Raw genomic sequence first — 19,818 nt, forward strand, 5'->3', positions numbered from 1 at the left:
ACATAAATAAAATAAACAGTTACAATTATAAAAAATATAATACTAAATAGGTTGTTGCCTTTAATTGCTTTTTCTTTTTTGTATTTATAATTAATTATTAAAGAACTACTTATCAATAACGCTGAACTTATAATTATAAATTTTGTTGAAAGATAATCTGGTGCAAAAAGAACTGCAACAAGTTGAATTAGTAGTAAAGTAAGAACAGAATAATATAGGATTGTTATATATTTCATGAACTATATAAAGTTAATTATTGCGTATTATCGCTCTGCTGACGCGCGCGTCATGCATGTGCCTAAGACGGTTCTTTGTTTTATATCAAGTTTTTTCTATTCTTTTGTTTGTATTGGATATAAAAGTCTAAATGAATTTGAAACAGCTTGATGCATAATTGTTGCATGATTTTCTTGAGGTAAATAGTCAAAGAATACTTTCACTTTTTTGCTTTTTGAACCTTTAATTTTTTCAGTCAGAAGATTTGCATCAACTTCCATAACTCTTGGTATTTCAGTAGGTGTAAGTCCTTCTTTTCCAACGCCAATGTATATGTCTGTTTGTTGATTAAAATCCTTTTTCAATAAATTTGAATTCTGATTTAACAACGAACCATTGTCCCACCATAAACTTGGGCTAACGATAATGTATTTGTTGAAAAGTGTCGGTTTTTTTAAAAGGACTTCTGTTGCAAAAAGTCCACCTAATGATTGTCCGATTATAGTCTTGTCGTTGTTCGCCTTGTATTTGGTCTCTATATAAGGTTGCAATTCCTTTTCAATAAACGAAATGAATTTGTCAGAGTGTCCTGTTGTTGGATAAGTATTTTTGTCTGCCTGAATTGTAGTCGGAAAAGTATAGTCTCGTTTTCTGTCAACTGTGGCAATACCTACAATAATTGATTTTGGAACTTGGCTTATCCATTCAAAACTATTGAATTGTACTAATCCAACAATATGTATAAAATCTTCGTCTGCTGAACCGTCCAATAAATAAATTACTGGATATTTTATTGTGTCATTTTGATTATAACCTTCTGGAAGATAAATATTCAAAACTCTTATTTCTGCAAGTTCTTTTGATTGGATTTCATCAATCACACCGAGTACAAATGGTTTTGAGGTTTCTATTGGTTTCACTTTCTGTTTCTGCCCAAATGCGAAAACTGAAAAGAAAGTCAAGGTAAAAAGTATAATATTATTCTTCATTTTTTCTACCAGTTTCTTGTCTATTATGAGGTTCGTTACAATTATGCACAACTTGGCGATATGCGGATTAAGAAAGTCTTAACTTTCAACTAAAATACAAACTTCTACCGAAGCATAAGACGTGAATTGAAGACTTTTCTCCCGCTATTGCCAAACACTTAGTTGTTACCTGCTGTTTTTTATCGTGAGCTGGTTTCCCACATTAATTTTCCATCAAAATCTATTTTATATTTGTTTTTAGCAAAGTCAGTCAGTAAAATTCCGTCATTTTCAATCTTAAATTCTTCTTCTTCGTCAATTGACACAAAAATGTCCGAACCTCCAAACTCCCATTTTACATTTCCGTCTTTGTCCAGTTTTGTCACTTGTAACTCTCCGTGAATAATATACTCATCTTGGTGTTGAAATATTTTAAAACAAGTGGCTTGGTCGGATCTTGTTTTCCATTTTAGGTCTAAATTTGGAAGTGTCAAACAAAATATGGTATCACAACAACATAAAAGAAATTGTTCATTGTCAAGTAGAGATGAAGAGTTATGAATTCCTGTTGCACCCCCTGAACCAATTATTATACAATTGTCAATGATTTGATTATTTTGATAAATTTTTATTCCGTGTTGGGAAGTTGGATATTCTTTCGCTCCATCGCCAAAGTAATGTTTTGAATAAATGAATTTATTGTCCATCGAGTTAAGCGTGTAAGTCGGTTCGTCAATTAATTCTATTGTTAAATCTCTATATTGGTGGCGTTTCATTTTGTTTTTGGTGCGTCGTTCTAAAATAGTGCACAACGTTTGTGCGCTTGGCGATGTGGCGGATTAAGAAAGCCTTAACTTTCAACTAAAATACAAATTTCTACCGAAGCACAAAACGTGAATTGAAGACTTTTCGCCCTCCCCGCTGGCGCGAGCGTCTCGCTCGTGTCTAAGAAGGTAAGCAGGAAATATTTAGAGAAAACACAATTTTAGATATTGACAATTAGTGTGCGCACGAGCAAGATGCTCGCGCGAGCGGGTGATGGCTTTATTTTTTTTCAAGTATTTCGTCTTTAATTTTTTGTTTCTCTTTAATTTCTTCTTCGTATGATTTCATATTAAATATTCTGTCATAACTTTCAAGCAAAGCAAAGAATTTATAACCATTTTCAGAAGTTTGAATAATATAAGAGTTTATATTTCCGTCAGTATTATTGTCAATTGATGGAATTTTTTCGCACAGTCCAAAAGACATTAATGTTGGTCCTAAATTATAATGTAAAAAATCTCCTTCGTAAGTTGGATGATTCCAACCAATTCCAAAATTAAATTGTGCAATAAATATTCTAAAAGCAGTTAATAAATCTAATTCCTTCATGCCAACTTGATATTGCATGTGTCTTGGAAGTTCAATATAACTTGTCAATAAAATATTATTTAAGTCTCCAAATCTATAATTACCGACCATTTTGGTTAAATAGTATTTTTCGCCTTTCTTTTTGTTTTGGAAAAATTTTAAATAAATAAAATAGATTAAAAGTATTGTTAGTGTAATTAATATCAAAATGTAAAGTTTGATATCTAATTGTAGAAAATTTATAAAAAAGTCACTAATAGATTTTCCATCTAAAAATTTCACTATTATTGCACTTATAATAGGTAATGATACTAAAATACCCGTTGCTATTAATTGACTAAAAACAGAGTCTTCCCAAAATCTTAAAATAAAATTTTTCGATTCAGCTTTATTCGTTTCTTCTTTAGTTATATTATTGAATTTGTTTTCTTCTTCTTCCATTTATCTCAATTTTTCGGTTTCTGCGGACAGCTTGCCACTAACTTGTATATACCCGAAACAACCTTCTATATACACCCAAAATCAGAAGGTTTATTTCACTTATGTTATAATCAAATATATTTATTTTTTCTTACAAATCATCCTGATTGACAAGTCATAAACAAAAAGATGCCGTTGCATCTATTCCTCTGCTGGCGCGAGCGTCTCGCTCGTGCCTAAGACAGAATAGTAGTAATTTTTGAAATATTCTATAAAAGAAAAAACGCTTTGAGCTGATACTCAAAGCGTTTTATTTTCGTAGCGAAGACGGGAGTTGAACCCGTGACCTCAGGGTTATGAATCCTGCGCTCTAACCGACTGAGCTACCTCGCCATTTTCGGTTGTTATTGCATCTCTCAATGCGGGTGCAAATATAGGGTTTTATTTAAATGTTCCAAATAAATTTTGCAGAAAAAAATTATTTTTCAAAAGGCTTTTTTATGAATGTTAATTATTATATATTTCCAAAAATTTTAAACACCAATGGACGAAAAAATCAAATATGAACTTGAGTTCCCTATAACATCGTCGCCGCAGCTTTTGTTCCAATATATATCTACTCCTTCAGGACTTTCGGAGTGGTTTGCAGACAACGTAAATTCCAGAGGAGAGTATTTTACATTTATCTGGAATGATAGTGAGGAGAAAGCAAGGATTTCCTCAAAAAAAACCGGGGAAAAAGTAAAGTTCCGTTGGATTGACGAGGATAATAAAGATGGAGAATACTATTTTGAACTGCGCATACAGGTTGACGAAATAACGAAAGACGTTTCGCTTGTGGTGGTTGATTTTGCTGAAGAAGACGATATGTCAGAATCTAAACAACTTTGGGAAAACCAGATATCAGACCTTAAGCATGTTTTAGGATCCGTTTAGGAATTCTTTCTATTATAAGCTATATTTGCCCTGAATTTTCAGGGCTTTTTTTATGATTAACTTCAACGGTACCCTTGTAACCGAATCTGATATTGCGATTCACGAAAACAGGGCATTTCTTTACGGCGATTCTATTTTTGAAACTTTAAAAGTACTTGATGGCAGAGTGCTTTTCCTGGAAGATCATTATTTCAGGCTTATGGCATCCCTGCGTATTGTAAGGATGGAAATTCCTATGAATTTTACCATGGAGTATATGGAAGAACAGGTAATGCTGCTTGTAGATACGCTGCCTGCTGCGCCTTCTTACAGAGTGCGTATGTCGGTATTCAGAAAGCCTGGAGGGTATTATTTGCCTGTAAATAATAATGTTGAGTTTATAGTTACGGCATCAGTGCTTACAGAGCCTTTGTATTCGTTTACCGATGCTGCTTATGAAGTAGATCTTTTTCGTGATTTTTACGTTACCAAACAGCTCCTTTCTACGCTTAAAAGCACAAACAGGATGGTGCAGATTACCGGAAGTATCTATGCCCATGAAAACGGACTTGAAAACTGTCTTATTCTTAACGATGATAAGAATGTTGTAGAAGCGCTTCAGGGTAATTTGTTTATGCTTACCGGCAATAAACTGGTAACACCACCTATAGCAGACGGCTGTTTAAATGGCATAATGAGGAAACAAATACTTGAGCTTGCTAAAAAAATTGAGGGACTGGAAGTAACAGAATCCTCTATATCGCCTTTTGATCTTCAAAAAGCCGACGAGCTGTTTATAACAAATATTATTAAAGGCATACAGCCAATAACCAAATACCGTAAAAAAGAATTTGTAAATATTCTTGCGTCAGACCTTTTAAAAAAGCTAAACGCAAAAATACGATTCAGTTAATTTAATGTAGGGTTTTCCGGAGCGTTAGACCATATAAGGTATTCGCCTCCAAGTTCCATAATTTTTTCTTTCCAGAAAGAGGTGCTGGATTTACCTATGATTTTATTGTCATAGCTGTTTTCGGTTACTATCCAGGAGTTTTCCTCTAACTCTTCATCAAGCTGGCTAGCCTCCCATCCTGTATATCCTAAAAAGAAACGGATGTTGTTCTTCTTTATAAGGCCTTTATTTATAAGGTCTTTTGTAGATTCAAAATCGCCACCCCAATAAATACCATTTGATATTTCTATACTGCCCGGTATAAGTTCGGGTATATTGTGGATGAAGTATAGATTGTCCTGCTCAACAGGCCCACCATTGTAAATTTTGAAATTCCCCCTGATTTCCGGAATCAAGTCGTGAATTGTGTACCCTAATGGTTTGTTGAGTATAAAGCCAACAGACCCCTCGTCATTATGGTCGGCTAAAAGTATTACCGACCTGTTGAAAGAAAGATCTCCGATAGTGGAAGGTTCTGCGATTAACAGATGGCCTTTTTTGGGTCTTAATGAAATCATATTCTTATCAATTTGTAATAAATTTAATTGAAAAAAAACTGACTGCCAAAAGTTTTACAATTTTTTACAAAAAAAGCCTCCCATCGGGAGGCTTCAATATTTTTTCTGTAATAAAATACTATTTAGTGTTTACAGATCCGTCAAGTTCTGCTCCCGGCTTGAATTTTACTACGTTTTTAGCAGCGATGCTGATAGATTTTCCAGTTTGAGGATTTCTTCCTTCTCTTGCAGCCCTGTTAGATACAGACCAAGATCCGAAACCAACTAATGATACTCTTCCACCTTTGCTAAGAGCTCCGCTTACGTTGCTAACAAAAGATTCTAACGCTTTTTTTGCAGCACCTTTAGAGATTCCTGCATCAGCAGCCATTGCGTCGATTAATTCTGATTTGTTCATAATAATTGTTATTAATTGTTTGGTTAAAATTATTGTTTTTACAATTCCTGTCCTACAAATTTAATAGGAAATCCATACCACGCAAGCGTTTTCTCTATTTTTAGGCAAGATTGTTAATAACTTTTAGCTGAATGTTGACAATGATGCTTGTTTTTCTTAAAATTTTGTGAAAGTCCTGTATTCAGGGGGTTACACTGCTTTTGCTTTCTCCGAAAATGACATTCCGTTGAGTAATTCTTTACTTGTCATTTTTTTCTTACCGGGAAACTGAAGGGCGGTTATTTTTATATAACCATCCTGTGTAGCAACTTTTATTTCTTTTTTATCTATGATTATTGTGCCTGGTGTTTTATCATGGACTTCCTGCATAAATTCAGTTTCGTAAATCTTTACGTTCCATTCCTGCCCGTTATCTTTAAAAAAACACCATGCAGCAGGGTAGGGACTAAGTCCGCGAATAAGGTTATGTATTTCGGCTCCAGGTTTTGTCCAGTCTATTTTACAATTTTCGCGATTTAGCTTGTACGCGGTTTTAATATCGTCATCATTAGGCTGAATGGTGGTCTCAGCATTGCCATTCTCTATAAGGTTAAGCGTTTTAATAACAGCGTCTTTACCTAAATCCATAAGGCGGTCATGCAACTGGCCTGCATTTTCATTTTCTCCTATTTCTAAAGACGATTTTAATATCATAGCACCGGTATCTATTTTATCATCTATAAAAAAGGTAGTAACACCCGTAGTGGTTTCTCCGTTTATAATAGCCCAGTTAATAGGTGCTGCACCGCGATACTGTGGTAATAATGATGCATGAAGGTTAAAGGTGCCAAATTTTGGCATTTTCCATACTGCTTCAGGCAGCATCCTAAAGGCTACTACCACCTGTAGGTTAGCTTCAAGGCTTTTTAATTCGGCAAGAAACGCCTCGTCTTTAAGGTTAGTGGGCTGTAATAGTCGTAATCCTTTTTCAAGGGCATATTCTTTCACTGCCGAATATTTTATTTGTTGTCCGCGGCCGGCAGGTTTGTCGGCAGCAGTAATAACTCCAACAATATCGTAGTTATGCTGGTATATAGTGTCTAGTATCCCTACTGCAAATTCGGGAGTCCCCATAAATACAATTCGTAAGCGTTCCATTTTATTTTAGTATATATAAATTGTTGTTGTTTATTGTAATCCTGTTATTTTCCAGTAGTATCTGTAATGCAAAAATTGTTTCATCAGGAGTAAGCCCCAACTGCTCTTCCAGTTGTTTAGAGCTTTGTGCCGATTCTTTAAGCAATGCAAGTATGGCGTTTGCCGATTCCACCGGACTTGCCGGTTTTCGGTTTTTATTAATGCAGTAGGAGCAGATGCCACAGTCGGCATTATCTTTCTCATCAAAGTAATCCAGTATCTGTCTGCTTTTGCATTTATTGTTGTTGGTAACATACTGTATGACTGCTTCAAACTGCGCGGCCTTTATTTCGTTCCGGGTTTCTAAAAATTTAGATATACGGTTTATAGTGTGCTCATCTTCTCTTACTTCATTAAAGGTAATAGAACTATCATTACCACTGCTTCGTAAAGTTATTATTTCTTTAGCTGCAAGCCGATGCAGCAGGTTTAAAAGCTGCTCTTCTGTAACTTTGGCCTTTTTGGTTATGAGGGTGGTATTTAATGCTGTTTCTATATCAAAAACACCTGTATAATTACGCAGTATAGCCAGTACCATCTCTTCATCGGCAGGATTAAGGCTCATGTAGCGCATTACCTCTTTACTGGGAATGATAAACTGAATGGTAACTTTTTCTGTAAATTGCTGCGATAGCGTTAGCACACCCTGCCTGTCCAAAAACTGAAGGGCATTATATGTTTTTGTTGCCGGTAGTTTATAGTGCAGGCAAAAGTTATTAAAGTTAAACTGATAGGTTTGATCTATACCTTCGCCATAGGCAATCTGTAAAAAACTATTGAGTCTTAAATAGACTTCTTTAAGAAATTTTTTATCGGGTAGTACATCCAGAAACTGCTGTTTGCCAACTTTTACATCGGATGGATTCACCAATAGAACCCCAAAAGATTTCTGACCATTCCGCCCAGCACGTCCTGCCTCCTGATAATAGCTCTCCAGGTTTTCGGGAAGCTGTATATGTATTACCGTTTTTACATTTGCCTTGTCTATTCCCATACCAAAGGCATTTGTGGCAACAATAACCTGAGCTTTTTCTTTAATCCACGCGTCCATGTTGGCTTCTTTTTCTTTTTCCTTTAGTCCTCCGTGGTAAAAGGTAGCTTTAAAGCCTAAAGCCTGAAGCTGCGCGGCCATATCGTGACATGCCTTGCGGTTGCGCACGTATATTATAGATGGTTCGGTATTTTTGGTGAGTATTTGCTGTATGCGGTGGAGTTTGTCTTCAGTTTCAAACACCATATAAGCAAGGTTTTCGCGGGCGAAGGATTTTTTAAACAGGGTAGGAGTATCTAATCCTAATTGAGTGGTAATATCCTCCTGAACCCTTTGTGTTGCTGATGCGGTTAATGCCAGAAAAGGCACATGGGACAAATGTTTTTTTAAAGCCGAAATTTTCAGATAGGCAGGCCTGAAATCATGCCCCCATTGCGACACACAATGTGCTTCATCTACAGCAACAAGGTTTATGGGCAGTTCTTTAATACGCTCTATAACCCAGTCGGCCTGCAGCCTTTCGGGTGAAAGGTATAAAAACTTATAGTTACCAAACATGCAATTATCCAGTAAATCGCTAAGCTCATCGGTAGAGATACCTCCTGTTAAGGCAATAGCTTTAATATTGCGTTCGGCAAGATTGGCAACCTGGTCTTTCATAAGGGCTACCAATGGTGAGATAACCAGGCAGAGCCCGTCTTTCATCATGGCAGGAACCTGAAAGCATACCGATTTGCCGCCACCGGTGGGCATAAGTGCAAAAGTATCTTTACCTTCAAATACCGATTGGATAATTTTATCCTGCGGTTCTCTAAAGGTATCGTGCTGCCAGTATTTTTTAAGGATATCGAGCGCCTGCTGCATAATTATTTTAAGTCAGCACGAAGTTAATAAGAATTTGGCACTTTTTTTGTTTGTACAACAGTATTAACAGCGCAAACTTTTTGAGTTTAAAATAGGGAGTAGCAGAGTGATAAATAATAATACTTTGTTAAACACTTTTTTTTATGTTAAAGCGTTGTATATATTTACAGGGAATGATATTAATGATTAACGATTTGCACTATGAAAAAGACATCACACTCAGCATTTAATAAGGCTCAGCTTATAACGGCAGGTAAAAAACGATACGTACACTATTTTGAATTTGCTAAAAAAGATGCCATAATAAAATATATTGAAATTACAGGCACCATTGCTATTGCTGTTATTGTAGTAGCAGGGTTATATGGTTTTTTCAATTAAAATTTTGAATTAATTTGGGTTAAAAAGGTACAGTGTTTTCTGTGCCTTTTTTTGTACCTACCATTCGTCAGGAAATAAGTTTAAACATTCAGCTGATATGTAAATACAAGAAAAATAAAAGGCGCAGTTTTTTAAACCGCGCCCTTCAATCACAAATAGGAAATTGCACTATTGTATTTTTATGATGCTGAAACCTCAAGAGTACCATTCTCAATATATTCTTTAAAACCTTTAATATCTTTTTCAAGCATATCCTCAAATTTTGAAGTAAAAAGTTTAGCTACAGCTTCTCCGGCTTTGCCTAGTGGTGCATGATAAGCAATACTTACTTCAATATCAGTTGTTGCGCCGTTAGAAATAAAAGCTACCTTTCCTGCATTATGCACGGTTGAACCCGGTAATGACTGCCACGTTAAAAGTTCATTTGGTTTGTCTGATAATATTTCCGCTTTCCAGCTCAGAGTTCCTATGCCTCCTGGTATTCTTGCTTTCCATTTAGATGTTTGCTCATCAATTACCTCAACACTACTCAAATGTTTCATAAATTGCGGTAAGTTGCTAAGCTGTCTCCATGCTTTATATACTTCCTCAACAGGTTTATTTATAGTGTACGAAGTTGTTATGCCAACGCTATTGCCTTTAAGCATACCTGTTTTATCTATCAGGTCATAGGCAGGGCAATAACCACTAATACCTCTAAAAAGCATAGTTCCTGCTGTTAGGCCTTCAAGTGTTTTTTTGGTTTTGCTTTTGTGGTTTTTTAGAGCATTGTATAATAAATAAGAACCTGCTGCAACCATTAGTATACGTTCGGTTTTACTCATATTAACCCTTAAGCCTGGTATAATACTTTTTTTGTTTTTGTGGAGATAAGTATCAGCTTCTTCAGCGTTGGAAACAGAAGCATATCTGTTTGGATCGGTACCTGAAACGTCATATTTTGAAAAATTTTGTTTCGCCCCTTCTGTAATGGTGTTATTATTGGTTTCCATAATAGGTTTTTTTTATGTTTATTACTGATATTAAAGTTACTCAATATAAGTAGCTGGCTATGATAATGATATGGTAAAGTATTCTTAAGGTTGTTATAAATACTCGGCATTTATAAAGCAGATGTCTAATTCTGATTATAAAATGTTATTAAGCTTCTGATTGTTTTAACCTCATTTTAGGATTTGGTCATAAATAAATGGTAAAGAGGCAGGGAATGCTATAGTTTCGCCTGTTTTATAATTAAATTTGATACACCTTCCTATATACTCAAACAGTATTACTTAAAAAATTTAGCTATGAAAAAATTAATATTCTCATTGCTGTTTGCCCTGCCTGTTATGGCACAGGATGGTTTTAAGAACGATAACGGCAACCTGGTTTGGCAATACACTTACCCGTCTGTAACTAATATGCAGGCAATGATAGACAGCAAACCTGATTTGCAGGTTACTGCATTTATAAATGATACCTACACAGGATTGGTAAATAAGGTAAAAAACACCTGTACAGAAGGAAGCCCTGTTATGAGGAATGATTGCAGTTTTGATTTTGAAATTCGAAGTGAAAACGGTAATTATATTGCTGTTATAAGTAATATAAAAATTATAGAAGTTATGGGGCCTATGCGTGCCAGAACTATAGAAAGCCGTTGCGAAAAGTATTTTGTAGATGCGGCTCTGAAATTGAAAAAAGATGTGCGCACACAAAAGGATATGAAATGCCTCGACAGTTTTTTAACTTCGGTCTTTTCAGACGCTATTACTACTACAGTAACCCTTTCTGCTAATTAATATAAAATTAAAGATTATGTTTCAAAGGTGCTTATTTAAGTGCTTTTGATTCTGACCAAGGAAGAATCTCGTATAAGCTAAAAATAACTGAGATTCTTCACTTCATTGTATTACGTTCAGAATAACACCATTTAAGCAAATGATTTTAGACATAAAAAAGCCATCCCTAAAGATGGCTCACCAATAAAGTATTTATCAGTTTGTTTTATTTATGATGCCGCCAGCGGCATTACATATATATTGTTCTTTTTAACTTCATCGGCAGTATCTTCTAATACTGGTACGCCAAGAATTTCAAAAGACCGGTATATCATGATGTTATTTTCAGTGGCATATTCAGAGGCAACAGCATCATAATCGCGCGGATGCAATACTATTGCGTCGTTTTCGGTTAGATCGTGCTCTAAAATATATTCCTGTAAAGAATCGTAACTTATAGAGAGTCTCATAATTATTTGTATGAAAGTTAGTTAAATTTCACTTCAAGAACGTCAATTTCACCCTCACTAATTTCGTTGTTATCGTCTGCAATAACATTTATTCCCGACACGCATAATGCCTTTGCTTTTTTCTTTCCTGTAGTTGCAAGTTTTTCAAAATTTGAAGGGTGCAGCATCAGCATCACATTTTCACTTAAGGCATTTGTCAGAATAAAATTTTTGATTGTGGCTAAGTCAATTGTCTTTTTCATAATGTATAGTTTTAGGTGGTTAGTGATACAAAGATGAGCTATATACCTTTAAAAATATGATAACTAAATGCCAAAAAAATATTAAATGTTTTTAAGAAAATACTTAAGTTATTATTATTCAGTTAAAAGGAAAAGTTCCGTACACATGGTACGGAACTTAAGAATAATGATTAACAATTGCTATCCCCCAATAAAAATTGTTATCACACCAATAACTCAAAATTATAAGCTATTTGATGCAACGTAAAATGAATAAAAATTAAGCTGCCAAAACAGCGTACTTTTACCTGTTTTTAATTAAATATTAAATAATTGTATTTAAAATCAATGATTTACATTTCGTTTTCAGGAAAAGGTAAATGTTTTTTTACAATCCCGTCTATAATTTCCTGTGTCATATCTTTATAATCTACAGGTATAGGCAGACCATTTTCTAACCAGTCTTTAATAGCGGTATCGTATTTAGGTTTAAGGCTTTTAATAACCGGTACTCCCATTTGTGCCAGTGCTGCTGCATTAAGCTGTTGTTCGTACTGGTTTTTCATAGGTATAACCAGTAATTTTTTGCCAAGGTATAATGCTTCTGCAGGTGTTTCAAAGCCTGCACCGCATAAAACTCCTGCTGATGCCGCCATGCTTGCTGTAAACATCTGATTATTTATTGGCTGGACAATTATGTTTTTTTGTACGATCTCTTTTTTGTTGTGTTTAGAAAAAATATCCCACTTTACATCTTTAAATTCCGATAGTCTTTTTATTAGTGTTTTGTCATCGTAAGAAGGTAAATAAACCGTGTAATGCCCTCCGTTTGTAACGGTGTGGTTTCGCACCTGCTGGCGGATCACGGGAGTGAAAATATTTTCATTATCCCCATTAAAATGAAAGCCGTATTTTACATCAGCAGGAGCGTAGTGCTTCAGTATGAACCTGCCTGTTTTATCTGAGCTTTTAGGTAATGGATAGCGTGTATCTAATACTGCCGCCTGATGGCTTAACGCTATACAGGGTTTGTTTTTAAGGCTGCATGCCCAGGCAGAAACGGGTTCAAAATCGTTTATTACCAAATCATAATCTTCTACAGGCAGCTGTTTTATGCTTTTAAAAAGTTTGCGGGTGTCGGTTTTTGCAAAAGTTTTCCAAAGGTCTACTCCGCCTTTTTTTCCGAAAATAAAGCTAAGTCCTTTTAGTTCATATTTAACAGGGAAAGGAAGTTTAATATCACCCTGTATGCCGCTAACAAGTATATCTACCTCGCCATGTTTCTGCAGGCACGGAATAATGTCTATGGCACGGCTCAGGTGACCGTTGCCGGTACCCTGTACTGCATAAAGAATTTTCATGTTTTATAGTATTATAATTTGGGAGGGATTTATTTCTCATCAGATAAAAAACGGCTGAACCACAAGCCCGACTGTTTTATTGTTCTTTGCTGTGTATCAAAATCTACGTGAATAAGACCAAAACGGGCATGGTAGCCTTCTGCCCATTCAAAATTATCCGTAAGGCTCCATACAAAATAACCGTGTACTTTAGCGCCTTCCTGTTTGGCTTTAAGCACTTGCTCTAAATGATCCTGTATGTATTTGGTACGCTGCGTATCGTTTACCTCACCATTAATTAGAGTGTCCGGAAATGCCGCTCCATTTTCGGTAATAATTATTTTTTTAATGGCATCGTACTTATTAAACTTTTTAAGAATATGGTATATAGCCGGCGGATATACTTCCCATTTCATTTCGGTAATAAGCGGTACTTTACGTTTTTGTGCTGTTACCAGCCTTGCTCCTATATAAGGGGTAAGCATAGACGAACGTACTACTTCGCGGGTATAGCATTGCAGGCCTATAAAATCAAAATCAAAAGCTATGTTGTCTAAATCACCCGGCAGTATATGGCGGTTAAGTTTATTGAGCACCGGTAAGTCATCCTGAGGATAACCCATGCCCAGTATAGGCTCTACAAATGTTCGGTTAAGTAATGTATCTACGCGTTTTGCGGCGGCTACATCGCGTTTTTTATCTGATGCAGGTTCTATGTGTGTACACGAAAAAGTAGTACCTATACTTGCATCAGGAAGAATTTCACGAAGTGTTCTTCCTCCCGCTGCGGTTGCCATAGTTACATGATGTAAAGCTTTAGAAAAGTTACTTAACCCTCTTTTACCCGGAGCATGCACACCTAAAAAATAGCCGGCTCCTGTAAATACAGATGGTTCATTCATTACCATCCAGTTTTTAACCCTGTCGCCAAAATTTTTCGCGCAAAGTGCAGTAAATTCGGTAAACCAGTTAATGCATTCGCGGTTTGTCCATCCGCCTTTAAGTTCAAGTGTATGAGGTAAGTCCCAATGGTATATAGTAACCCAGGGTTCAATACCGCATTTAAGCATGTGGTCTATAAGGTTATTATAATAATCTATACCGGCCTGGTTAACTGTTCCGGTGCCGTTAGGCAATAGTCTTGACCAGCTTATTGAAAACCTGAAATTAGGAATATTAAGCCGGTTAATAAGTTCAATATCTGTGTGGTAAGAAGCATAAAAATCACAGGCCGTTTTAGCATGATGACCACTTTTTATTTTGCCTTTCTGAGCTGTAAACACATCCCATATAGAAGGGCCTTTACCATCGGCATCATGAGATCCTTCAATTTGAAAGGCAGCCGTAGAGACTCCCCATTTGAAATCGTTTCCAAACTGTTCTTTATTCAATCCTGTACCATTTTCTAACTCCATCAAAAAAGCAACTGTCTAATTTTTTGAGAAATACTAATGAAGGAAAGAAGATTGCATAGCTCTTAAAAAAAGCCATTCCTTAAAGGAGATAAGGTATTTTAATATAAAAGATTTCATGCTTAAAGTTTTATGTAAAATAAAACCAGCAATATGAAATGGTAGTTATGGGAGGGTTAATAAAATATTAATTATCAAACAATTGTGCTACCATACAATCATTTTCATAAAATAATCAACATCGTTAGAATGGCGTTCTTCATTAATATTAATGGCTATTATGGTGTAAGCCTCGGTTTCATGTTTTCCCTCAATTTCAAAGCTTGTACTTGCCTGATGGCGTTCTAAAAACTCTGCAACATCAAGATGTTCTGTTTCATGCTTAGGCAGTAGCACAAAATAATCTATAAGAGTGTCTTCTCCTTTAAATGTGGCTCTGCCTTCAAAGCTTTTAAGTTCTTCAAAAACATCTTTTGCGTCAAGGTACTTCATGATGTTGCGGTTTTTAGTTACTGGTTATTGTTTGCATGCTTCCAGATACCATGATCAACTTATCTTGAAAGCCAATTGTATAGTTTTTCTGCATTTTCTATTGTAAAAAGCCCGGTACCTTTGCTCATGGTAGTAGCTGTACCACACGCAACGCCCATACGGGCCATTTCGGTAATGCTGCCTCCTTTTGCAAGTATTGCGGTCATGCCTGCTACCATGCTGTCCCCTGCGCCTACAGTACTTAATTTTTTTACCGATGGTGCCGGCACATGTACTGTTTCATTTTTTGATATAAGATAAGCCCCCTGAGGCCCCATAGATATAGCCACAACTTCGGCTTTGCCCTGGGCTATAAGTTTTTTGGCAGCTTCGGCAGCCGAATCATTATCAAGCTCTTCATGGCCTGTGAATTTGCTAAGTTCGCCAAGGTTTGGTTTTATAAGGTAAACACCTTCTTTTAAAATTTCGGTAAGTGCATCGCCCGAGGTATCTGCAACAACTTTTACATTTCGGGCTTTAAGTTCTTTAATAAGTGTTGTTAAAAAACCGGGTTTCAATCCTTCCGGCAGGCTGCCGCTTATTACCACAATTTCAGGAAAAGGCGAAGCATTTAATATTGCTTCATGAATGGTTTCTGCTTCAGTTTTAGAAACAGCTTCGCCGGGCATGCCAAAGCGGTACTGACTATTATTAGAAGTATCAACAACTATAAAGTTCTCTCTTGTTTCGGCTTCGGTTTCTACAGCCAGAAAATGTATGTTTTCTTTTTTAAGAAGATCCTGCATCAATTTGCCTGTGCGTCCTCCTGAAGGGAATAATGCCACTGAAGAAATACCAAGCCGCTCTAAGGCACGTGATACATTTATACCGCCACCGCCGGGTTCATAAACAGGGGCAGAGCACCTTAGTTTTTTTTCCGGCTGTATATTGTTTACAGTACTGCTTTTGTCTACTGCAGGGTTGAGTGTTACGGTAAGGATTCTTGAGGTCATGGCAAATAAAGAATTTTGGTAAAAGCTAATTTACCAATTTTAGTTATATAAATGCCATAAGTGTGTGTTAATAGTAAGCCGGGGGGACTTGGCTTAATCTGCGAATCTTTGTAGAATACTGTATTCATTACTCAGTTCGATGTAATAGCATCCCTGAGGAATTTCAACATCCAGCCGCGAAATTTGATTTTCGCTGTAACCACGTTGTTTTAATTCGTCTTTTGTGTGCAGCAAAACAGGTTCGTCACCCACGTAGTATAAATTATCTTCAGATTTATTTATTTCAGATACAGGGCCTGAAATTCCATAATCCATAGAATTATACAACAACTCCTTTTCAAGTTCTTCGTCAGACAATTTGCTGAGCCAAAGTTTAAGTTCTTTTAACTTCATTGTTGTTAATAAATTAATTAATAGTAAGTATTTTTAGCTGTGGAGCCGTAACCCTTTAATAACAAAGAATTAACGGGATAAATATATATAATATTTGTAAGAAGGGCTTAATTTTTATGCGGATATTTTACAATCAGGTAGTTATGGTATATTTGCAACTATGGTTCTGAACGTTAAATTTATTCGCGGATGCTTTATTTTAATTGACTTTGGCAATTTGTGAAGCCAATTGGTCTGAGTTTCGCCTTTCATTACCAATAAACTTCCGCTATCCAGAATTGTATCTCTTTTCTCACCGGTTCTCTTATGCTTGAAACTGAATTTTCTTACAGCTCCAAAACTAAGAGAGCCTATAACGGTATTTTTTCCTAAAGATTTTTCATCATCACTGTGCCATGCCATGCCTTCGTCGCCATCATGATAAAGATTTAAAAGGCATGAGTTAAATTTTGTCTCACACTTTTCTTCAACAAGTTTTTTCAGTTCCAGTAACTCTTTTGTCCATAGCAATGCGGTTTTGGTAGTGCCCGAATAGGTATAGCTATAAGTATCATCACCATACCAGGCTACTTTTCGTTTAGTAACTATTCTTTTGCCATAAATAACTGCTTCATCATATTGCCAGGGTATCTGGTTAAGCAAAATGTTATAATAATGTTTTGCATCATTCTCATTAAGTATATGTCCGTAATATATAACCTCACCATCATAGGGTAACAGGTTGGTTTGTTCTTCGGTATCAAATAAGTTCATTGTTTTGCTTCCAAGTTTTATATTCCTGTTTCATGCAATGTCCGCAGGGTCTAAACCCAAAGTGTTTGGCTTCATATACGTTCGAAAAGAATACACGGTTTTGTTTTAGCATCCTTTTTCCTGAAGGGCAGTTTAATTTGCCATATATCTTTAGTTTCCGGTTGCCTCCCAATGTTATTACACCTGCTTTTATAAGTGCTCTTACATCAGTAGCAATAAGCTTGCCATGTATGATCATGTTACAGCATCGTGAAAAACAATTCCCATAGCCATTCGTTCTCCTTTATGTATCTGGCTTATGCCGTGTTTCATACTGGCACGATAGTAGCCATTGCTGCCTTTTACAGGTCTGAAATTTGTAGTAAAAATAAGCATGTCACCTTTTTGAGGGGTTAAAACAATAGCTTTAGATTGTGCTCTTGGCACCTGCTCCGTCAGTACAAATTCGCCGCCTGTATAATCTTTGCCATACTCGCTAAGTACAATAACTGCCTGCATAGGAAAATATACGTCACCATAAATATCCTGATGCAGGGTATTAAAACCACCTTCACCATATTTTAAAATAAGAACGGTAGGTTTTGTCTGATTATTGTCTGTGCATTGTTTATGCAGGGCTTCAATGCGGGACGGGAAAGAGTTGTTTATATTAAGGGCTTTCATCCATGTATTGGCTATTGCCGAGAGATACGGATAAATATTTTCTCTTATTGATGCTATAGTTTCCGGCAGCGGATAATTGAAATATTTATATTCGCCAAGGCCAAAACGGTGTCTTTCCATAACAACAGTTTTTCTGTATAATAATGGATTGTCATATAGGGCTGATAAGCTATCACATTGATAATTATCTAAAAATTGCGGTATAATGGCATAGCCCTTATCATTAAGGCTTTCGGCTATGCAGCTCCATTCCAGTGTAGCTGTTTTTTGTTTAATGCCTTCCATAGTGTTTTTTATAGTTCTGCTTTTGCCATTTCCCAGCCTACCATGGCTGCCTTTCGGTTACTGCCCCAATGATAGTTGCCTAAAACCCCTGTAGATTGTATAACCCTGTGACAGGGTATTATATAGGCTACAGGATTATCGCCCACGGCAGATCCTACTGCTCTTGATGCTTTTGGGGATGCTATAATTTTAGCAATACTACCGTAAGTTACAAGGTTGCCCGTAGGAATATTTAAAAGGGCTTCCCAAACTTTAAGCTGAAAAGCCGTGCCTTTAAGATGCAGTTTTATTTTCTCTGCCGATGATGGTTCGTGCAAAAAAGCGGTAAAAGCTTTTTGGTGATTCGTGTCCTGCAAATGTTTATAAAGAGCATTTGGAAATTTTTGCATCAACACATTAACAGCATCGGCTTCATTATCGGCAAATGCCAGATGGCAAATACCCTTAGGGGTAGATGCAGCCAAAATAACACCAAATGGCGTTTGGGCGAAGCTATAGTTAATACTAAGGTTTTCGCCACCATTTTTATATTCGCCAGGAGTCATTCCTTCAATAGTTATAAAAAGGTCGTGCAGTCTTCCTGTGCCCGAAAGACCTGTTTCAAGAGCAGTGTCAAAAAGGGTGGAAGAGGTTTTGGCTAACAGTTTTTTTGCATGTTGTATACTTAGGTACTGTAAGAACTTTTTAGGACTCACCCCCGCCCAGTCTGTAAACAGTTTCTGAAAATGAAACGGACTAAGGTGTACCTTACCTGCAACCTCATCTAAATTAGGCTGATCTTTAAAATTATCTTTAAGATAACCTATCGCCTGTGTTATTCTTTCAAAATTTATATTATTTTGCTCTTTCATGGTTTATTTGCCTTAGTATTACAGTACAAAGGTATTTTTAGCACTTGTGTGCTGCAACCCGAATCTTGCCAACTTTTGTAATTGCAGGTTTTCAATAAAATTACATAAAGTTGCGTTATAGTTTTGTTTTTAAGTATATAAGATCAGTATTTAATAATGAGAAAAATAGATAGCCGGCACCTTGTATTTCATATTTTAGTGGCCCTTTATTTTATATGGATGGTTGTTTTTGCAATACTATTAGGTATGGCAGTTTACAATACCTACGGCAATAGAGCCAATTCTTCATTATCGATGCTTTTTAGAGACTGGATACTTACCAATCTTGTAATGGGTTCTGTACTGTTTATGGTAATACGTATGTTTAGAAACAGAACTCTGCTGGATAAAATTATATTTTACTCTTTTTGTTTTATGGGAACGGCTTCTATTATTGTTCTATTACTGCAATAATTTTAATAAAAAAAGACCGCTGCATGAAGTCAGCGGTCTTTTCAAAATAACCAATTCATAACCTAAACCTATATGTTATAGATGCTAAAAAATAAAAAGGTTGCGTAAGGATATAATTTTTTTTATTTTACGCTTGAAAAGAATACGCGCAGGTTATAATTAAAATACAGAAAACGCAACACTTAGTGCCTAAAATAAAAAAACAATAGCAAACCGTTAATAAAGCGCCAGAGCTTGATATTTTTTTAGATACTTGGTTCTATATACGTATATTTGCCTTTATTTTATGACGAATGGATAAGAAAAGCGAAGAATTTTACGCAAGGCTAAAACAGGAACTTACTGATTCTACCCTGTGGCCGTCGGAATATTTATTTAAATTTATTGTACCATCACTTCCTGCCAATGTAGAGAAAGTTGAAGATGCTTTTAATAACATGGGCGCAGTTATAGAAACTAACCAGTCGAAAACGGGTAAATATACCGCTGTTTCTATAAATGTTAGAATGGTAAGTGCACAATCGGTTATAGATAAATATATTGAGCTCTCTGAAATTGAGGGAATTATATCATTATAAA

Annotated in this window: 25 protein-coding genes and 1 tRNA gene; 6 read left to right on the top strand and 20 right to left on the bottom strand. The window is 36.0% G+C overall.

Annotation, left to right across the window (positions count from 1 at the left end; genetic code table 11):
- Positions 1-332: 332 nt before the first annotated feature.
- The 4 genes from NHE85_RS10140 to NHE85_RS10155 form a co-directional block, all read right to left on the bottom strand.
- Positions 333-1,205 (bottom strand): alpha/beta hydrolase, encoded by an 873-nt coding sequence (locus NHE85_RS10140; protein WP_252811910.1) that lies wholly within the window; start codon positions 1,203-1,205, stop codon positions 333-335.
- Between the two features lie 179 nt (positions 1,206-1,384).
- Entirely contained in the window at positions 1,385-1,960 is a 576-nt protein-coding gene (locus NHE85_RS10145) for a hypothetical protein (protein WP_252811911.1), read from the bottom strand.
- Positions 1,961-2,228: 268 nt separating this feature from the next.
- A complete protein-coding gene (locus NHE85_RS10150; protein WP_252811912.1) occupies positions 2,229-2,978 on the bottom strand; it encodes a hypothetical protein in 750 nt (249 codons plus the stop codon).
- Between the two features lie 298 nt (positions 2,979-3,276).
- Positions 3,277-3,350: transfer RNA gene (locus tag NHE85_RS10155), tRNA-Met, on the bottom strand.
- A 150-nt stretch (positions 3,351-3,500) separates the two neighbouring features.
- Here NHE85_RS10155 and NHE85_RS10160 point away from each other — a divergent pair.
- Complete coding sequence (locus NHE85_RS10160; protein ID WP_252811913.1) at positions 3,501-3,893, top strand: START-like domain-containing protein; 393 nt, start codon at positions 3,501-3,503, stop codon at positions 3,891-3,893.
- Between the two features lie 52 nt (positions 3,894-3,945).
- Positions 3,946-4,785: an aminotransferase class IV gene (locus NHE85_RS10165; RefSeq protein WP_252811914.1), complete on the top strand. Its 840-nt coding sequence runs from the start codon at positions 3,946-3,948 to the stop codon at positions 4,783-4,785.
- Here NHE85_RS10165 and NHE85_RS10170 read toward each other — a convergent pair.
- From NHE85_RS10170 to NHE85_RS10185, 4 genes are all read right to left on the bottom strand, one after another.
- Complete coding sequence (locus tag NHE85_RS10170) at positions 4,782-5,342, bottom strand: YqgE/AlgH family protein (protein ID WP_252811915.1); 561 nt, start codon at positions 5,340-5,342, stop codon at positions 4,782-4,784. The two genes, NHE85_RS10165 and NHE85_RS10170, sit on opposite strands and share 4 nt — an antisense overlap.
- A 118-nt stretch (positions 5,343-5,460) precedes the next feature.
- Positions 5,461-5,739: an HU family DNA-binding protein gene (locus NHE85_RS10175; protein ID WP_252811916.1), complete on the bottom strand. Its 279-nt coding sequence runs from the start codon at positions 5,737-5,739 to the stop codon at positions 5,461-5,463.
- 189 nt (positions 5,740-5,928) lie between these two features.
- Positions 5,929-6,876, bottom strand: coding sequence for a methionyl-tRNA formyltransferase (gene fmt / locus NHE85_RS10180; protein ID WP_252811917.1), 948 nt, complete (start codon positions 6,874-6,876; stop codon positions 5,929-5,931).
- A gap of 1 nt (position 6,877) precedes the next feature.
- Positions 6,878-8,770 carry an ATP-dependent DNA helicase RecQ gene (locus tag NHE85_RS10185; RefSeq protein ID WP_252811918.1) on the bottom strand — a complete coding sequence of 631 codons (1,893 nt, stop codon included), beginning with the start codon at positions 8,768-8,770 and terminating at the stop codon, positions 6,878-6,880.
- Positions 8,771-8,971: 201 nt separating this feature from the next.
- Between NHE85_RS10185 and NHE85_RS10190 the strand changes: the two genes are divergently transcribed.
- On the top strand, positions 8,972-9,151 hold the full coding sequence (locus tag NHE85_RS10190) for a hypothetical protein (protein WP_252811919.1): 180 nt from the start codon (positions 8,972-8,974) through the stop codon (positions 9,149-9,151).
- 179 nt (positions 9,152-9,330) lie between these two features.
- Here the strand turns inward: NHE85_RS10190 and NHE85_RS10195 are convergent, their stop codons facing one another.
- On the bottom strand, positions 9,331-10,143 hold the full coding sequence (locus NHE85_RS10195; RefSeq protein WP_252811920.1) for an SRPBCC family protein: 813 nt from the start codon (positions 10,141-10,143) through the stop codon (positions 9,331-9,333).
- A 297-nt stretch (positions 10,144-10,440) separates the two neighbouring features.
- On the opposite strand from NHE85_RS10195, the gene NHE85_RS10200 reads away from it, so the two are divergent.
- Positions 10,441-10,935 (top strand): hypothetical protein, encoded by a 495-nt coding sequence (locus NHE85_RS10200; RefSeq protein ID WP_252811921.1) that lies wholly within the window; start codon positions 10,441-10,443, stop codon positions 10,933-10,935.
- A 209-nt stretch (positions 10,936-11,144) separates the two neighbouring features.
- Here NHE85_RS10200 and NHE85_RS10205 read toward each other — a convergent pair whose 3' ends face one another.
- The 11 genes from NHE85_RS10205 to NHE85_RS10255 form a co-directional block, all read right to left on the bottom strand.
- A complete protein-coding gene (locus NHE85_RS10205; protein ID WP_252811922.1) occupies positions 11,145-11,384 on the bottom strand; it encodes a hypothetical protein in 240 nt (79 codons plus the stop codon).
- 17 nt (positions 11,385-11,401) lie between these two features.
- Complete coding sequence (locus tag NHE85_RS10210; protein WP_252811923.1) at positions 11,402-11,626, bottom strand: hypothetical protein; 225 nt, start codon at positions 11,624-11,626, stop codon at positions 11,402-11,404.
- 332 nt (positions 11,627-11,958) lie between these two features.
- The gene (locus NHE85_RS10215; protein WP_252811924.1) at positions 11,959-12,966 is read right to left on the bottom strand and encodes a glycosyltransferase family protein; all 1,008 of its coding nucleotides are present in this window, start codon (positions 12,964-12,966) and stop codon (positions 11,959-11,961) included.
- Between the two features lie 29 nt (positions 12,967-12,995).
- On the bottom strand, positions 12,996-14,360 hold the full coding sequence (locus NHE85_RS10220; protein ID WP_374676560.1) for a GH1 family beta-glucosidase: 1,365 nt from the start codon (positions 14,358-14,360) through the stop codon (positions 12,996-12,998).
- Between the two features lie 204 nt (positions 14,361-14,564).
- Positions 14,565-14,849, bottom strand: coding sequence for a hypothetical protein (locus NHE85_RS10225; RefSeq protein ID WP_252811926.1), 285 nt, complete (start codon positions 14,847-14,849; stop codon positions 14,565-14,567).
- Positions 14,850-14,908: 59 nt separating this feature from the next.
- Positions 14,909-15,841, bottom strand: a complete 933-nt coding sequence (locus NHE85_RS10230; RefSeq protein ID WP_252811927.1) for a 1-phosphofructokinase family hexose kinase — start codon at positions 15,839-15,841, stop codon at positions 14,909-14,911.
- Positions 15,842-15,934: 93 nt separating this feature from the next.
- A complete protein-coding gene (locus NHE85_RS10235) occupies positions 15,935-16,234 on the bottom strand; it encodes a hypothetical protein (protein ID WP_252811928.1) in 300 nt (99 codons plus the stop codon).
- Between the two features lie 141 nt (positions 16,235-16,375).
- The gene (locus NHE85_RS10240; protein WP_252811929.1) at positions 16,376-16,987 is read right to left on the bottom strand and encodes an alpha-ketoglutarate-dependent dioxygenase AlkB; all 612 of its coding nucleotides are present in this window, start codon (positions 16,985-16,987) and stop codon (positions 16,376-16,378) included.
- Positions 16,974-17,225: an Ada metal-binding domain-containing protein gene (locus NHE85_RS10245; RefSeq protein ID WP_252811930.1), complete on the bottom strand. Its 252-nt coding sequence runs from the start codon at positions 17,223-17,225 to the stop codon at positions 16,974-16,976. The genes NHE85_RS10240 and NHE85_RS10245 overlap by 14 nt, the downstream gene beginning before the upstream one ends.
- Positions 17,222-17,935, bottom strand: a complete 714-nt coding sequence (locus NHE85_RS10250) for a 2OG-Fe(II) oxygenase (RefSeq protein ID WP_252811931.1) — start codon at positions 17,933-17,935, stop codon at positions 17,222-17,224. Before NHE85_RS10250 ends, NHE85_RS10245 begins: the two co-directional genes overlap by 4 nt.
- An 8-nt stretch (positions 17,936-17,943) precedes the next feature.
- Complete coding sequence (locus tag NHE85_RS10255) at positions 17,944-18,786, bottom strand: methylated-DNA--[protein]-cysteine S-methyltransferase (RefSeq protein WP_252811932.1); 843 nt, start codon at positions 18,784-18,786, stop codon at positions 17,944-17,946.
- Between the two features lie 156 nt (positions 18,787-18,942).
- Between NHE85_RS10255 and NHE85_RS10260 the strand changes: the two genes are divergently transcribed.
- Together NHE85_RS10260 and NHE85_RS10265 are read left to right on the top strand one after the other, a co-directional pair.
- Positions 18,943-19,239, top strand: coding sequence for a hypothetical protein (locus NHE85_RS10260; protein ID WP_252811933.1), 297 nt, complete (start codon positions 18,943-18,945; stop codon positions 19,237-19,239).
- A 293-nt stretch (positions 19,240-19,532) separates the two neighbouring features.
- Positions 19,533-19,817 (top strand): DUF493 family protein, encoded by a 285-nt coding sequence (locus tag NHE85_RS10265; RefSeq protein ID WP_252811934.1) that lies wholly within the window; start codon positions 19,533-19,535, stop codon positions 19,815-19,817.
- The last annotated feature ends 1 nt before the right edge of the window (position 19,818 follow it).

Source organism: Flavobacterium sp. NRK1, assembly GCF_024054175.1.
In the GTDB taxonomy this organism is placed as follows: Bacteria; Bacteroidota; Bacteroidia; order Flavobacteriales; family Flavobacteriaceae; genus Flavobacterium.